This is a genomic window from Dysgonomonas hofstadii (assembly GCF_014196915.1).
Lineage (GTDB): Bacteria > Bacteroidota > Bacteroidia > Bacteroidales > Dysgonomonadaceae > Dysgonomonas > Dysgonomonas hofstadii.
The window spans coordinates 1-16,544 of record NZ_JACIEP010000003.1; the positions used below are offsets into that span (position 1 = coordinate 1).

At 37.9% G+C, this 16,544-nt stretch carries 17 protein-coding genes; 9 read left to right on the forward strand and 8 right to left on the reverse strand.

Going from position 1 to position 16,544, the window contains the following annotated elements; all coding sequences use genetic code 11:
• Positions 1-378: 378 nt before the first annotated feature.
• The 6 genes from GGR21_RS04360 to lepA all read right to left on the reverse strand — a co-directional run bounded on the left by GGR21_RS04360 (position 379) and on the right by lepA (position 7,094).
• Positions 379-1,326, reverse strand: a complete 948-nt coding sequence (locus GGR21_RS04360) for a DUF3667 domain-containing protein (protein WP_183305974.1) — start codon at positions 1,324-1,326, stop codon at positions 379-381.
• A gap of 15 nt (positions 1,327-1,341) precedes the next feature.
• A complete protein-coding gene (locus tag GGR21_RS04365; RefSeq protein WP_183305975.1) occupies positions 1,342-2,100 on the reverse strand; it encodes a hypothetical protein in 759 nt (252 codons plus the stop codon).
• Between the two features lie 74 nt (positions 2,101-2,174).
• The gene (gene speA / locus GGR21_RS04370; protein ID WP_183305976.1) at positions 2,175-4,067 is read right to left on the reverse strand and encodes a biosynthetic arginine decarboxylase; all 1,893 of its coding nucleotides are present in this window, start codon (positions 4,065-4,067) and stop codon (positions 2,175-2,177) included.
• A 24-nt stretch (positions 4,068-4,091) separates the two neighbouring features.
• Entirely contained in the window at positions 4,092-4,562 is a 471-nt protein-coding gene (locus GGR21_RS04375) for a GyrI-like domain-containing protein (RefSeq protein WP_183305977.1), read from the reverse strand.
• Complete coding sequence (locus tag GGR21_RS04380; RefSeq protein ID WP_221232919.1) at positions 4,562-5,071, reverse strand: flavin reductase; 510 nt, start codon at positions 5,069-5,071, stop codon at positions 4,562-4,564. Before GGR21_RS04380 ends, GGR21_RS04375 begins: the two co-directional genes overlap by 1 nt.
• Positions 5,072-5,306: 235 nt before the next feature.
• Positions 5,307-7,094, reverse strand: a complete 1,788-nt coding sequence (gene lepA / locus GGR21_RS04385) for a translation elongation factor 4 (RefSeq protein ID WP_183305978.1) — start codon at positions 7,092-7,094, stop codon at positions 5,307-5,309.
• Positions 7,095-7,330: 236 nt separating this feature from the next.
• On the opposite strand from lepA, the gene GGR21_RS04390 reads away from it, so the two are divergent.
• The 3 genes from GGR21_RS04390 to GGR21_RS04400 are packed head-to-tail and all read left to right on the forward strand — an operon-like array spanning position 7,331 to position 9,297.
• Complete coding sequence (locus GGR21_RS04390; RefSeq protein ID WP_183305979.1) at positions 7,331-8,332, forward strand: M28 family peptidase; 1,002 nt, start codon at positions 7,331-7,333, stop codon at positions 8,330-8,332.
• Between the two features lie 8 nt (positions 8,333-8,340).
• Positions 8,341-8,772 carry a SufE family protein gene (locus GGR21_RS04395; RefSeq protein ID WP_183305980.1) on the forward strand — a complete coding sequence of 144 codons (432 nt, stop codon included), beginning with the start codon at positions 8,341-8,343 and terminating at the stop codon, positions 8,770-8,772.
• Positions 8,773-9,297 carry a hypothetical protein gene (locus GGR21_RS04400; protein WP_183305981.1) on the forward strand — a complete coding sequence of 175 codons (525 nt, stop codon included), beginning with the start codon at positions 8,773-8,775 and terminating at the stop codon, positions 9,295-9,297.
• Here GGR21_RS04400 and GGR21_RS04405 read toward each other — a convergent pair.
• Positions 9,282-9,923: a thiamine diphosphokinase gene (locus tag GGR21_RS04405; RefSeq protein WP_183305982.1), complete on the reverse strand. Its 642-nt coding sequence runs from the start codon at positions 9,921-9,923 to the stop codon at positions 9,282-9,284. The genes GGR21_RS04400 and GGR21_RS04405 overlap by 16 nt on opposite strands.
• A gap of 52 nt (positions 9,924-9,975) precedes the next feature.
• Complete coding sequence (locus GGR21_RS04410; protein ID WP_183305983.1) at positions 9,976-10,539, reverse strand: hypothetical protein; 564 nt, start codon at positions 10,537-10,539, stop codon at positions 9,976-9,978.
• A 253-nt stretch (positions 10,540-10,792) separates the two neighbouring features.
• On the opposite strand from GGR21_RS04410, the gene nspC reads away from it, so the two are divergent.
• The 6 genes from nspC to GGR21_RS04440 all read left to right on the forward strand — a co-directional run bounded on the left by nspC (position 10,793) and on the right by GGR21_RS04440 (position 16,544).
• Entirely contained in the window at positions 10,793-11,935 is a 1,143-nt protein-coding gene (gene nspC, locus GGR21_RS04415; RefSeq protein WP_183305984.1) for a carboxynorspermidine decarboxylase, read from the forward strand.
• Between the two features lie 88 nt (positions 11,936-12,023).
• On the forward strand, positions 12,024-12,179 hold the full coding sequence (locus GGR21_RS04420) for a hypothetical protein (RefSeq protein ID WP_183305985.1): 156 nt from the start codon (positions 12,024-12,026) through the stop codon (positions 12,177-12,179).
• Between the two features lie 97 nt (positions 12,180-12,276).
• The gene (locus tag GGR21_RS04425; RefSeq protein ID WP_183305986.1) at positions 12,277-12,936 is read left to right on the forward strand and encodes an XAC2610-related protein; all 660 of its coding nucleotides are present in this window, start codon (positions 12,277-12,279) and stop codon (positions 12,934-12,936) included.
• Positions 12,937-13,002: 66 nt separating this feature from the next.
• Entirely contained in the window at positions 13,003-13,827 is an 825-nt protein-coding gene (locus tag GGR21_RS04430; RefSeq protein WP_183305987.1) for a toxin-antitoxin system YwqK family antitoxin, read from the forward strand.
• Between the two features lie 71 nt (positions 13,828-13,898).
• Positions 13,899-14,552: a ribulose-phosphate 3-epimerase gene (gene rpe, locus GGR21_RS04435; RefSeq protein ID WP_183305988.1), complete on the forward strand. Its 654-nt coding sequence runs from the start codon at positions 13,899-13,901 to the stop codon at positions 14,550-14,552.
• Positions 14,553-14,570: 18 nt separating this feature from the next.
• Positions 14,571-16,544, forward strand: coding sequence for a ComEC/Rec2 family competence protein (locus GGR21_RS04440; RefSeq protein WP_183305989.1), 1,974 nt, complete (start codon positions 14,571-14,573; stop codon positions 16,542-16,544).

Sequence of the window (16,544 nt, forward strand, 5' to 3'; positions counted from 1 at the left end):
GCCGATGGTACTGCGTAACAGTGGGAGAGTAGGTTACCGCCGTTTTTTAAGAAAGTGAAGTCCGCATACTAAAATATGCGGACTTTCTTGTTTTTTAGGCTAATAGTTAATAACTCTTCTACACCTTTTATATTTAAAAATTTACCTCCTGTTCGGATGGTAGTCAAATTATTTTCAAAGAGCGTTTTTGGTAGTTTAAAAATGATTGTTCTTTTTAGACTAATATATAGATAAAGGTCTCAAATTATAATTTAGATTATTAACAGAAAGAATAACCTTTTTATAAAAGATGGCAATCAAATACTACCATAGTAGCATTTTAACCTGTAATGAGGAATATTCAATAATTGGTTTTTAGTATGGTACATTATATCAATCTCATCCATATACTTTTACAACAGTAAATAGTCCATATATTATTAAGACCAGTAATATCAATATAAAATTTATTATCACCTGAATAAATGATTTGATATTAGAAACCCATCTTTTTTCATTGTAGAATATACGACTTCCTCTGAAGAAGTAGAATGTTATATAGCAGATAAAGAATATCCAGGTTAACGCTGCTAACCAGATCCAGTCTAGCCAGTTTGCGATGCAGACTAATATGCTCCCTATTGTGAAAGAAAATAAGACTACCGAAAAGAAATGTAATGTGAAAATCCCACTATCGAAATAGTAAAATCTCTTTTTGTTATGAAACAGCCATAACATAAAGGCAAACATTGGCATATATATAAATAAGGCTTTTGGTATGTTGCTTACAAAGAAATCCATGGCTTTTTCTTGCCTGTGTTTATCGTCCATGTTATCGGCAACGTTCAGTGCTGTTTTATATATGATATTATCTGTAGAGATTAATTGTTTTTCAGGATTTGAGTTTCTGTATATCGAATCTAATTGAACGCTAAGCAGTTGTTTATCATTTAATATTGTTGTATCTCTACCGGCATTTACGATTGTTAATTTATTACCGGTATTCTTTTCTTCATCGTTAATAGTAGGAGGATCAGGTAGCAGGAAGGGGATAAAGAAAGCCAGGAAGCTAATAAATATATATAAAGAGAAAGGATTAATATACGATTTCCGTTTACCTTTCATATACTCAAGTGATAACTTTCCTGGATATATGAATAAACATTTTATGCTTTTCCAGAAAGACCCATCGTAGTGAAGGTAATCTGAAACAAAGTGTGTAAAAAGGTGATAAAACGACTGGCGGCTTTCACTGTTTTCCTGGCCACAATTAGGGCAATGATTCCTTTCGACAAAAGAACCGCAATTGAGACAGGTCTTATTGTTTCTGATCTTATGCTTACTCATGGCCTATCACAATATTTATTCTGTAACGATTTCTATGGAAAGTTCCTTATCAGGCTTAAGAAATAGACTTGCCGGATAATTGAGTATAGCCGTTTTTCCATCCATGGAGAAAGTTGCATCTTTATTGTTCACACTTTTTATTTTTTTAGGAAAGTGATATTTAACAACCATCTTACCTTGCGAAAATAATCTGTCGAATGACTCATCAATCTTTTTGTCCATTCCCTCTTCGGAATCAGTATTCTGATTTGTTATCTCTTCTTTTTCCGGCGCTGTAACAATGCGTTTTAGCCTTGTTCCATCCCAGGAAAGAGTGTTTTTATTGAATAAATTATCAATTGAAAATTTACTCATTGGATTATTTTCTCTTTTCTTAATTTGTCCTTCAATTTTAGACATCGACGCAAAGGCATTTGTAAAGGATTCCATATTATCGAAATCTCCATAAACAGATATTTTCAGTATCCCAAGACTATCATTGTTCTGAACCCGCATGTATATTGGTTCTATATTTTTTACATCTTGTTCTATTTCGGCTGGGATTATATCCAGTGTATCTCTTACAATTTGTGAAAAGTTGATAATACTGTCTTTTGGATAGCCATTTTTCCCTTTAAGGGACGATTCTCCAACGAGAGCCATCATTTCTCCGCCATCTATGGTCATATTATATTTTACACGGCCATCTTCCAGGAAGTATATGTCTTCATACACAGAACAACTACTTAATATAACGATTGGTAACAGAAAAAATGTAAGGATGTATTTCTTCATAATATTATAAGTTTGAGTAATGATAAAAATCCCTCTTTACTTATTAGGAAATAAAGAGGGATATCTTATTTTTATTATTCAAGGTATGTATATCCATATAAACCAGACCGGTAGTTTGAGAGAAACTCTTTCCCTTCTTCTACCGTAATTGTCCCTTGCTTCACACTCTGGGTTACCCATGTTTCAACTGTACGAACGAGCTTCTTTGCATTGTATTGTGCATAGTCCAGCACTTCGGCGACAGTTTCACCATCGATCATTTGCTCTATTTTATATCCGTCTTTATCTACGGATATATGTACAGCATTTGTATCGCCAAACAGGTTGTGAAGATCGCCCAGTATCTCCTGGTACGCACCTACAAGGAATACTCCCAGATAATATGCTTCATTCTTTTTCTTGGAATGTACAGGAAGATATGATTTTTGATTACCATTCGTAATGAAATTATCGATCTTGCCATCGGAATCACAAGTAACATCCTGTAAAGTCGCTGTTTTATCCGGTTTCTCGTCCAGACGATGGATCGGAATAATAGGAAAGACCTGATCGATAGCCCATGAATCGGGTAACGACTGGAATAGTGAGAAGTTACAGAAATATTTATCCGGTAACAACTTCGATAACTGTTTTAATTCTTCCGGAGCATGTTTGGCCCGTCCTGCGATCTGAAATATTTCGCGCGCAATGGAGAAATAAAGTCGTTCAACCTGTGCCCGGGTTTTCAGCGCGAGCATGCCGAGACTGAATAGGTCAAGAGCCTCTTCACGGATTTGCTGGGCATCATGCCAGGCTTCAAGCATTCGCGACTGGTTCAGATCATCCCATATTTCGTATAATTCCCGAACCAGTTCATGGTCATCTTCCGCTATTTCTTCACTTTCGTCCCATTCGGGTAAAGTGGTTGTTTCTAAAACCTCAAATACCAGAATAGAATGATGTGCTGTAAGAGAACGCCCCGATTCAGTAATAATGTTAGGGTGGGGTATATCATTCTTATTCGCGGCATCTACCATTGTAGCTATCGAGTCGTTTACATATTCCTGTATCGAATAGTTTACGCTACTTTCATTGTAGGAAGAGCGTGTGCCGTCATAATCTACACCAAGGCCTCCTCCGATATCAACAAATTCGACTTTAAAGCCCATCGTATGTAATTGTACATAGAATTGTGCAGCTTCACGCAGAGCTGTTTTGATGCGGCGTATTTTTGTTATCTGACTGCCTATATGAAAATGGATAAGACGGAGCGAATCCTGTAAGTTATTCTTTTCAAGATATGCAAGTGCTTCCAGTAGCTCACTCGAATTCAGTCCAAATTTACTGCCATCTCCTCCCGATTCTTCCCATTTGCCACTGCCAGAGCTGGCTAATTTGATGCGAATGCCAATATTTGGTGTTATTTTTAGCCTCTTCGCTATTTTGGCGATCAGAGGTATTTCATTGAGCTTTTCTACAACAATGAAAATTGGTTTTCCCATTTTTTGAGCCAGGAGAGCCAGTTCTATGTAACTTTCGTCTTTGTATCCATTACAGATAATAAGCGAATCGGAATCGGTATTGATGGCTATTACGGCATGAAGTTCGGGTTTAGAACCAGCTTCGAGTCCGATGTTGAATTTCTTGCCATGGCTGATAAGCTCTTCAACAACGGGACGCATCTGGTTTACCTTAATAGGATAAATTATATGGTTCTGCCCTTTATATTCATATTCTTCGGCAGCCTGTTTAAAACATGTCGATATTTTCTCGATACGGTTATCCAGAATATCTGGAAAACGTATCAATACCGGAGTCGATACATCACGAAGCTGCAGTTCATCGAGCAGCTCTTTCAGATCGACAGATACTCCGTCTTTACGCGGAGTTACCACAACGTTACCTTTCTCATTCACAGAAAAGTAATTAATTCCCCAGCCTGCAATGTTATACAGTTCGGCCGAGTCTTCGATGCGCCATTTTCTCATTCTTTCGTGTAAAATGTAAAATAATTATTTAATAGATAAAAACGTCGTAATTTTTGTATTCTTAGGATCCCGGGATTCTGCTCCATATACATCGAAATCGGCAGCATAGTGTCTGTCAATATTCGATTGCCAGATATGTGCCCAGGTTTTTCCTACAGCATAAGGCAACTCTCCTTCAGATATATATTTATAATATTTGCTCTCAGGGATTTCTTTAATAGTTAAACTCAGGTTGGTCGGAATCCCTTCTATTCCTGATACTTTATATCCTATGATTGTTGTATATTTTCCAGTGTAGTCGCTCTCGTAATCGGTATAAATACAAAAGATGTCATCAGATACTTTGTTCGCTAACATTTGTTGCAGATATCCGTTCCGGAAAAAAATTTCCCACAATTTGGCGATATCCCCTTGTGACTGATGATTCTGATTTGTTGTACGTACCGAAATGCCGACAACATAGAATTTATCTAATGCAACTTCTTCGTGTTTCATTATTTGTCTTTCTGTAAAATGTCAGTTATTACTGCAATATAAAGATAGTGAAAATCTTTTTCAGGATACCATTGTTTGATAATGCCCTTATCTAGAAATGCCGATTCATCTATTCGCTGCACAAACAGTTTTTTTGCAAGAATCGCAGTTTCGGCTTCTTCGAAGTATGGTATGCCATTTTTTTTAACTACAGTCAGCCCTGTCTTAGCTATCTTATCTTCATCACGTCCCGATATTTTACCCAGATAACCCAAATCTTTTAGATATTTTTTATCGAAGAATGTAAGCGAAAATGATTCTGCGCTATCTACAAATTCCTTTGTATATCTTTGTGGACGTATAACAACAAAGACAACTTCTTTGTTCCACATCACGCCGAATCCGCCCCAGCTTGCCGTCATTGTATTAACTGTTCCATCAGGTTTGGCGGCCGTGATAAGCATCCATTTATTCTTCAATCCGAAAGCATCGGGGGTGAAGTCTTTTATATTCATTTCTTTATGTTCCATTATCGTTTAATTTAAATAAAAACCTGACAAACCTGACACTTTATTTAGCCTTTAGCTGCTAGCTCATAGCCATTAGATTTTTAGATAAAAAGTTACAATCAACGATCGCCGAAACGTAGGCGAGGCAAACTTGTAACTATTTAAAAACCTGACAAACCTGACAAATTTTTTCTGTTTTTTTCAAAGATCGCACCTATTTTGTTCCCACCTTAATTTTTCTATCCTATAGATAAAGTTAATCCAATTTCAATACAGCAAGGAAAGCTTTCTGTGGTACTTCTACATTACCTACCTGTTTCATACGCTTCTTCCCTTCTTTCTGTTTTTCCAGAAGTTTACGCTTACGGGAAATGTCACCGCCATAACATTTTGCCGTAACGTCTTTACGTACAGCCTTGATAGTCTCGCGGGCAATGATTTTTGCACCGATAGCTGCTTGTATCGCAATATCAAATTGCTGGCGGGGAATCAATTCCTTTAGCTTTTCACACATGCGGCGGCCAAATGTAACCGCATTGTCAACGTGTGTTAGCGTGGAAAGTGCATCTACCGATTCTCCATTGAGCAGGATATCCAGTTTTGCCAGCTTCGATTCACGATAGTCATGCATATGATAATCGAACGAAGCATAACCCTTCGATATACTTTTCAGTTTATCATAAAAGTCGATTACGATTTCGCCCAGAGGTATGTCATATATTATTTCAACCCGGTCGCCCGAGATATATTCCTGTTTAATAAGTATTCCCCTTTTACCAAGGCACAGGGTCATTATCGGTCCTATATAGGTGGTGCTTGTGATAACAGAAGCCCGTATGTATGGTTCTTCTATATAATCGATAAGAGTGGGGTCGGGTAATCCTGCCGGATTATGTACTTCTTTTTTATTCCCTTTCTTATCGTGTACAATATAAGATACATTGGGCACAGTGGTAATCACATCCATATTGAATTCCCTGTCCAGGCGTTCCTGTATGATTTCCATGTGCAGAAGTCCCAGGAATCCACATCGGAAACCAAAGCCAAGAGCGACAGAAGATTCCGGCTGGAATGTCAGTGATGCGTCATTTAATTGCAGTTTCTCTAGAGAAGAACGCAAGTCTTCAAAGTCTTCACTGTCTATCGGGTATACTCCGGCAAAAACCATTGGTTTTACTTCCTCAAATCCGGCAATAGCTTTATTAGCAGGGTTTTTCACATGAGTTATAGTATCTCCGACTTTAACCTCTTTAGAGGTTTTAATACCTGAAATAATATATCCAACATCTCCGCATTGGACTTCATCGCGTGGGGACATATTGAGTTTAAGAACCCCAACCTCGTCGGCGTCGTATTCTTTCCCTGTATTGATGAATTTTACAAGATCACCTTTTCTTAATGACCCGTTTACAACTTTAAAATAGGCTATAATTCCACGGAAAGAATTGAATACCGAGTCGAAGATCAAAGCCTGCAATGGTGCTTCCGGATCACCTTCTGGCGCCGGTATACGTTCTATGATAGCATCCAGGATGTCATATACACCTTCTCCTGTTTTTCCGCTTGCCCTGATAATTTCTTCTTTTTTTACACCCAGTAATTCGATGATCTGGTCTTCTACTTCTTCGGGCATAGCGCTTGGCAAGTCTATCTTGTTAAGTATCGGAATTATTTCCAGATCATTATCTATTGCCATATACAGGTTCGATATAGTCTGTGCCTGTATGCCCTGTGCCGCATCTACAATGAGCAAAGCGCCCTCGCAGGCGGCAATGGAACGTGAGACCTCATACGAAAAGTCTACGTGTCCCGGGGTATCTATCAGGTTGAGTATATATTTTTCACCTTTGTACATATATTCCATCTGTATGGCATGGCTTTTGATCGTAATACCCCGTTCACGCTCAAGATCCATATTGTCCAGTACCTGTGCTTGCAAATCTTTGCCTTCAACAGTTTTTGTATATTCCAAAAGCCTGTCGGCAAGGGTACTTTTACCATGGTCGATATGTGCAATGATGCAAAAATTCCGTATTTTATTCATTCTTATTTACCTCAATTTTATTTTCTTGCAATTCAGAGTAGATACACTACCCCAAATTAGAGTGCAAATATACTAAAAAGATATAGAAATATTACTTGTATAGAGCAAAGGAGAGTGAATATTTATTAGTAGGCTTAAACTGTTTACCAAGAGTTCCGATTTAAAAACTTATAACTCATAACTCATAACTTATAACTAATCCTTATCTTTGCAGACAATAATTTAACTTTCAAAAGATGACGATAAAAAATATTTTTGCTATAGCTTTGGCTTTTTCCCTGATAGCATGTTCGTGTGGAAACCGGGCAACTAAAAATACAACTACTACACCGGTGACATATCAGAAAATATCACCGGATTTCAATGGTGATAGTGCCTATGTTTATGTAGACAAACAAGTAGCATTTGGTCCCCGAGTTCCTAATACTGCTGCGCATGTGGCATGTGGCGATTACCTTACAGGTGAGCTGAAACGTTTTGGTGCCGATGTTACAGAGCAAAAAATGACAGTAACCGCTTATAACGGAACAAAACTAAATGCACGCAATATTATAGGGGCATACGTACCGGATAAAAAAAACCGTGTGCTGCTTTTCGCTCACTGGGATAGCCGTCCTTATTCAGATCATGATCCTGATCCGGCTAATCATAAGAAGCCATTATTGGGAGCAAATGACGGGGCCAGCGGAGTAGGAGTGTTGCTGGAAGTAGCCAGGATTATACAATCGCAGGCTCCTGAAGTGGGAGTGGATATAATTTTCTTCGATGCCGAAGATTACGGGCTTCCGGCATTTGTGACTGATTATAAAGGAGACTCGAATGAAACATGGTGTCTTGGTTCGCGCTATTGGGCACATAATCCTCATGTGGAAAATTATAAAGCTAAATTCGGTATATTACTCGATATGGTGGGTGCCGAAAAGGCCACTTTCTATAAAGAACCTTATTCAAAAGAATTTGCAGGTAATGTTGTGGAAAAGGTATGGAGTACTGCTGCTCGTTTGGGCTACGGTAAATTCTTTATTGGTAAAGATGGTGGTGGCGTGATGGACGATCATATTCCGGTCAATCAGATAAGACGCATACCTAGTATCGATGTAATAGATTACAGAACGGATACCGAGAATGGATTTGTTCATACATGGCATACACAGAAAGATGATATGAGCAATATAAGCAAGGAAACCCTGAAAGTTGTAGGACAAACAGTTTTGGAAGTAATTTACAAGGAAAAATAAAGAGAGATATGGCTACAATAAACGAAGTACAGGACGAGATAATAGAAGAATTCTCTATGTTTGACGATTGGATGGATCGTTACGCATTGTTGATAGAGTTGGGAAATTCGCTGGGAAAACTTGATGATAAATATAAAACGGAGGATAACCTTATAGTAGGATGCCAGAGCCGGGTATGGCTGCAGGCGGAATATATTGACGGTAAGGTCGTGTTTCATGCCGAAAGTGATGCTGTAATAGTTAAGGGGATTATAGCATTGTTGATAAATGCCCTTTCGAACCGTACACCGGATGAAATAATTAATGCCGACCTGTATTTCATAGAAAAGATCGGATTAAAGGAAAACCTGTCGCCGACCCGTTCCAATGGATTGGTGTCAATGATAAAGCAGATACGCTTTTATGCAATGGCCTATAAGGCAAAAGAAATGGGAGAGTAGATGAATGTTATATTTCATGTGGCTACGGCTATTAGTCTTACTATTGCATTAACGGACACAAACAAAATAAAGACAGTTAAGGACACAATTATTCCTGCTTGTGGCGGGTTAATATCGGGTGTTTTCGCACATGGAATCATTGATTATCTGCCACACACTTATCCTCTTTCTGCAAAGCCGGATATAATTATAAGTTTTTTGCTGATAGCAGCTATGTTGGTTATCGCTAACAAACAGTATATATTGATATTAAGCTTTACAATATTTGGTTGCGTTTTGCCTGATCTTGTTGATTTATTACCTCCTATGATGAATAAGTATCTTGGATTTCAGATATCGGTAAATGAAAAGATATTCCCCTGGCATATGCCTGAGTACTCTGGTTCTATTTTTGCCGGTAAGAGTCTTGCTTCTGATATAAACCATATAGCAGTCCTACTGATAACAGTGATGATCTGCTGGTGCAGGAGGTCTGACTTTTCAAATATCTTTATCCGGGGAATAATAAATCAGAAGGCCCTGTAAATTATAGTTCGTCCATAAGTTTTTATAACGAATTCATTGCTCTCAGCCTCATTAAGTGTTGCCTGCCACCAATTTGTGAAAACCTGATCTTTAATAGCATAAGCCAGATTGTGAGAGGTGATTTTGTATTGGTCTATGCAAAATATAGAGACTTGTTGCTGGGGGATACTTTCGAATATAGAATCGGAAGTGATAGCATTAAAGATACCATAATCAGTAATCATTTCCACATCGGCTGATCTCATATACTCACATAGCAGACTTATATTTCCTATAGTGTGGTCTTCACGTTTTCCGGTAGCACCCAGTATGGTAATCTTTTTTCGTCCCTGTTGTACACAGAAATTTACTGCCTTTGTCAGGTCATTGGTTTCCTGTTCGGCAATACGGTGGATAATGTCAGTAAAGCGTTCCTTGTTTTCTTTCGACAGTGAGTCACAATCACCGACTATGGCGTTGGGAATCTTATCCGTTGCTGACAAATTATTTATAGCCCCATCACAACAAACCAGATATTTACAGTTTTCCAGTATTGATAATGCTATAGGGTGGGAGGGAAAGTCGCCGTTTGCCAGTATGACTGTATCGGTATGCTGTCCTATAATTGGTAATATATATTTTTTCATTAAGTTAAATTAGCACCTATATAGAACAGCAAAATTAGCGAAATGTTTTATATTATTCCTCTTCCTGTACGAAAGTTCCTACTATTGGTACAGACTTAGATGTTGATGCGGCTTCAGTCTCAATCACTTCACGTTCGCCTTTATCATCGAAAGTGTACATTTTGTATTGCCGGCCGTTTTTATCAATTCTTACACCCCAGGTATGTCCTTCGGGTGTGTGCCAGAATGTACATTTCCATTCATTACCGTCTGTTTTGTTATAATAACCTTCCTGTTCCAGGTATTCCAAAACATTATTATAACCATATATATTTCTTCCGGTTTCAAGATCAGTTACAGTACAATTACCCTTGTTGTCGCATTGTATCCATTTGCCTACCCTTAACTGATTGGGAAGGAATACCACTTTTTCTTTCAGGCTACCATTAGCATAAAATACTTTATAAACAATATGAATTGCCGGAGCAGGCGGATATTCAAAAACCTCAATTTCGGAGTTACGCCTGTAGGATTTAAATACAAGTTTGGTGCCGTCATCTTTTGTGTAACTATAATCTAGAATAGAGCCTTTGTATTTACCTGTATACAGCCCTATATCTATTACCTCTTTATCCATGGAAATTTTATAGTCAGGGTAAATTTCCGTATATGCTGTTTGAGCATTTAGAGAAAAACAACTACATAAAATGATAAATAGAGGTAATAATATAAATTTAGGAGTACGCATAGCTTATATGTTTTTTTGTGTTATTAAATCCGAATTATCTTATGTGTGTGATAGCAAATATATTTTAACAACTGCTAAGATAATTATTATCGATTAAAATTTAATAACTTTGACGGTTCAAAAATAAAAAGTTATTACGAAAATGATCGAAATAGATAAAATCCCGTCACCTTGTTTTGTGATGGAAGAAGAATTGTTAAGGAAAAACCTTTCACTGATAAAGTCGGTGAAAGAAAGGGCTGGGGTTAACATAATCCTTGCTTTCAAGGCTTTTGCCATGTGGAAATCCTTCCCTATCATCAGGGAGTATATCCCGCACTCGACGGCCAGTTCTGTTTATGAAGCGCAGTTGGCATATGAAGAGATGGGAAGCCTTGCCCATACTTTTTCTCCGGCATATACGGAGGAAAATTTCCCCATATTTATGCGTTACAGCAGCCATATAACTTTCAATTCGCTGTCACAATTCAATCGTTTTTATCCAGATACGCTGAAATACCGCAAGAAAGTATCATGCGGGCTCCGTATAAATCCTGAATTCTCAGTAGTGGAAACCGATCTTTACAACCCGGCTACTCCGGGCTCGCGTTTAGGAGTCTCTGTCGATCAGTTGGACGATACTTTGCCGGAAGGGATCGAGGGCTTACATTTTCATACGCTATGTGAGTCTTCTTCTTACGATCTTGAGAAAACACTGGAGGTTATAGAACAGAAGTTTGGACATTTGCTTAAACAAGTAAAATGGTTCAACATGGGAGGCGGCCACCTTATGACGCGTAAGGATTATAATGTGGAGCATCTTATTGGTGTACTTCAATCGTTTAAGGCAAAATATACGAATCTGGAGATAATAATGGAACCCGGAAGTGCATTTGCATGGGAAACCGGAGTACTTGTATCCAGTGTTGTGGATATTGTGGAAAACAGAGGTGTGAAAACAGCAATACTTGATGTGTCTTTTGCCTGCCATATGCCCGACTGTCTCGAGATGCCATATAAACCACGGATCAGGGGTGCTTACCATGATCCGGTAGAAGGCTTGCCTACATACCGTATGGGTGGAAGTAGTTGCCTGAGCGGGGACTTTATTGGGGAATGGTCTTTTGATGAACCTTTGGCAATAGGAGACAGGATAATATTTGAAGATATGATACATTACACTACGGTTAAGACTACCATGTTTAACGGAATATCGCATCCGGCCATTGCCCTTTGGAACAGATATAACCAATTGGAAATATATCGTGAGTTCACTTATGAAGATTATAAAGGGCGAATGAGTTGATTCTGTAAATGTTAAAAATAAGGGAATAGGCAATAAGACCTCCGGCATGGCGTTTCGTATATAGGAAATCTATTAAACAAGGACGCTTATGAAAAAAATCTTTACACCAAAAGATAATATGAAGAAACAGGAGGAGGTTGTCGTACCTTCCGAAAAAACACTCGATTTCTTGAAGCAGTTTGCACGCTCATACTATGTAGAGAAATCCCTGCCGAGAGCAGTAAATGAAATTTGTGTTAATTAATTTATTCTTAATAATTAAGAATATGGAAAGGTACAGACTTGCAAAATGTTTGTACCTTTTTTATCTTTGATGCTCCAATCGTAAATTAGATTATACTATGAGAAAGATAGTTTTTATACCTTTTCTTTTTATATTGTTATTCCTGTCTTGTGGAAGAAGGGATGTTGTTGATAATAATATTCCTCAAATGTCGTTGAGGGATACATTACATTTGCTGATGGATAAAGCATTGCTGGTTGATTCTTTTGAATTCGCCACCGATTCATTACCGTTAGCTTATCTCAAAACAGGCTATTTTCTCGATTCATTAACCAAAAATGCACTGTTGATATATAATCCGGCAGATACGTCCTATACAATAAAATTATATACCCAGGCCAATGATATATGGGTACAGAATGATTCGGTACCCGGAATATGGGGGTTGCCTGCATTCTTCGAAATAAAGTATATGGACTATAATTTTGATGGAATAAATGATATTTATATACAAACATCGGTTTCGAATAATCTTCCTATTTCGAGAGGACATCTGTTTACTGTAGATCGAGATTCATTGAAGCTGAACTATCATTACGAAACAAAAGATCTGGGTAACCTTGCGCCGGATAAAGAGAATAAGGTTGTTTATTCACAAGAGGCGATTATAGATAATTATGGTCTGTGGAAATATCAGGTATCTGCGCACCAATGGGAAGAAGGCAGGCTGATTATCATAAGAAAAGAAGACCCGGTTGATCCGGATGCCGGAAAATAGAAGTTTTGTGTTATTTTGCACAGGTTCTGCTTTACAAATACTAATAAATAATACACACAACTTATTATGAAAAAATCAGTTTTATTTTGTCTGCTGTTGATGCTCTTTATAAATGCGTTCTCTCAACAACAGATAGAGCTTACCGATATTCAGATGAATAATCTGGGTGATACCCAGATGTATGCCCATAAGCGGGATGAAGCTAAAACTCCGTTGGATGGAAAAGTGAGGATCATAACAGGTTTCACGACAGAATATATCGATGCCGAGTTTAAAGACGGTTATGGCGTAAATACATGGGAATATTACCGTAAGAATAAGCTAACCATATCTGTGCACTTCAAAGATGGTTATATGGATGGAAACTTTACTGAATACTATCCGGGTGGCGATATAAAAGAAAAAGGGCAGTATGTAAAAGGACAAAAAAACGGGACATGGGAAAGCCTGAAAGACGATGGAATTCCAAAGCTTACCGAAGTTTATGACAATGGGAGCAAAATCAAGACAGTGACTTATTATACCGATGGAAAAGTAGACAGGGAGCGGAATTTTAAGAATGGAAAAGAACATGGCATTGATAAACAGTATACATGGGAAGGTGAACTGAAATCTGAAAAGAACTATGTAAATGGTAAGCAAGTAGGTAAGCAGATGCAGTATTATACAAGCAATCAGAGTAATTTTATCCAGACAAGCAATTATAATGAAAAAGGTCAGCTTGATGGGGATTTCTCGGAAATATTCGCTGAAAAAAATACAGTGAAGACAAAAGGAAAATATAAAGATGGAAGGAAAGTGGGTAAGTGGGAATATGGTTATCCTCACAAATTGTATAAAGAAGAGATTTACGAAGACGGTAAACTAATTGAAACTAAAAAACTAGATTAATAAGCCGGGACAATATCTTCTTATATGCATCTTTTTACCTAAATTTACAGTCACATATTATAATCAGAATTATGAGTCATAAGATTGCGCCCTCTATTCTTTCTGCCGATTTTCTGAATCTGGCTGCAGATGTAGAGATGATAAATAATAGCGAAGCCGACTGGTTTCATTGCGATGTGATGGATGGAACATTTGTTCCCAATATATCATTTGGATTCCCCGTAATAAAACAGATCAGTAAGATCGCTAAGAAGCCGCTCGACGTACACCTGATGATTGTCAATCCTGATAAGTATATCAATGAGGTAAAAGATGCCGGCGCGTATATGATGAATGTACATTATGAAGCTTGTACACATCTGCATCGTGTAGTAGGAGCCATACATGATGCCGGAATGAAAGCAGGGGTTACTTTAAATCCGCATACTCCGGTATCTCTGCTCGAAGATATTCTTCAGGATGTGGATATGATACTCCTTATGTCGGTCAATCCCGGATTCGGAGGTCAGAAATTTATAGAACACTCCCTTACGAAAGTCGTCAGGCTTAAAGAAATGATACTCAAACAAAATCTGGATACACTGATCGAAGTAGATGGAGGGGTTAACCTGGAGACAGGCAAACGGTTGATAGATGCCGGGGCTGATGTACTGGTGGCCGGTAATGCGGTATTTGCAGCCGATAATCCTACAGAGATGATACATAAACTGAAAAGTATTGTATAAGAATTGCAGTAGAGGAAGGTGAAGAATCCGCTGGCTAAAATACCTTTTCTGTTCCTTCTGATTCCTTTATTGATCGGGATTCTTTTGCAATATTATTTCAGTACTGAATATTTAAGCATGGCCTTTGCCCTTACCGGGACAATGGCCATGCTTTTTTCTTACCTGATAGCAGAAAAATATCAGTTTAGCTTTCGCTGGCTATTCGGCTTTGGTGCCTTTCTTTTTATCGTAGCTATTGGAATATTCTCCACTGAACTTCGGCAACAGAAATCGGAATTTATATTTCCAGATATGCAGGAGGCATATTATGGAATAGTGACCGATACCCCGCAGGAGAAACCGAATACAACGGCATATCGTGTATATCTGCCTGATTTGGATAAACAAATAGTCTGCTATTTCCAACGGGATACATTGGATAACAATCGCCTCCTTCCGGGAGAGCAATTCCTGTTTTTCGGAGCTATACAACCGTTTAGGAATATGGGAAATCCCGATGATTTCGATTATGTGAAGTATATGTATGATCAGGGATTTGCAGGCTCTGTATATCTAAACAAGCAATCGTGGAAGTCATCAGGTGACGTGTCGTACTCATTGAAGTATTTGGCGCTTCGTTGCCGGCAGCAGATTATGAATTTCTATAAATCATTGGGATTTACCCAAACGGAATATTCTATCCTTTCTGCATTGACGCTGGGTTATCAGAATGATCTGACCGATGATATAAAGCAGGGTTTTCGTACGACCGGGACTGTTCATGTGTTGTCGGTTAGCGGATTGCATGTCGGGATCATATATCTGATAATAAGTTTTCTCTTAGGTTTTATCTGTCGTAGTTCAAAATATTACTGGATAAAACCATGCCTGATTATACTGTTGCTGTGGTGTTATGCGTTTATTACAGGACTTCCGGTGTCTGTAGTCCGTGCAAGCCTCATGCTGAGTGTATTTTGCGTGTCTGAGATTTTCGAAAAGAAAAGCTTTTCCATACATGCTTTATTTATCGCCGCCTTTTTTATATTGCTTATTAATCCTTTTTCTTTGTTCGATGTCGGGTTTCAGCTTAGTTTTATATCAGTACTTTCCATATTGTATTTGTTACCGAAGGTATCGGGCATAATAAAAACAGAGAATAAATATCTACGAAATGTGTGGCAATTATTTGCTTTGTCTTTGGTAGCACAACTGGCTACCTTCCCGCTTTGTTTATATTATTTTGGAACGTTTCCAACTTATTTCTTTATCGGGAATTTGCTGATAGTTCCATTGGTCTCCTTTATTACTTATGCAGTAGCTGGGATTGCTGTGGCTAAATTATTCAGCCTGATATTGCCGGATTTAAGTTATTATTTTTATTATCTTCCTGTAAAAATATTGCAGCTGCTGGTGTGGCTGATGACTGCAATAATTCGGCTAATAGAGGATTTGCCTTATGCCTTGATCGATAATGTAGAGTTTTCCTTTACAGATTTGGTTCTTATGTTTACAATGATAATAAGCGGAATATTCTTTTTTGTTTATAAACGATCAAAGGCTTTATTGGTGAGCCTTTCTGTAGTAGTATTTATATTTTCAATTCATATTTATGATAATCTGAGACAGAAGCCGGATCTGCTGACTGTATATAACAGGAGGCAATCGACAGAGATCAGATTGTACAAGGAACAGAACGAAACGATACTAAATACGGAGGATCTCAGTCAGGGTTATTATATTCCGGATACGAGAGATAAAAATACATTAATATTATCATCGGATAAATGGGATAGAAAAAGAACAGGAGATAAACTCTGTGTTGATAACCTTATACTGACAAATGATAATAATTTTTCTTTGTATTCTTTAACTGAATTATTTATTCCGGCCAGAGTTGTATTAGATGGCTCATTATCAATATATACCCGTCGCAGATTATCTAAAGAATGTAAAAAACTGAATATTCCCTGTCACGATGTTGTTGAAAATGGTGCGTTTAGTCTGTTTTTTTAG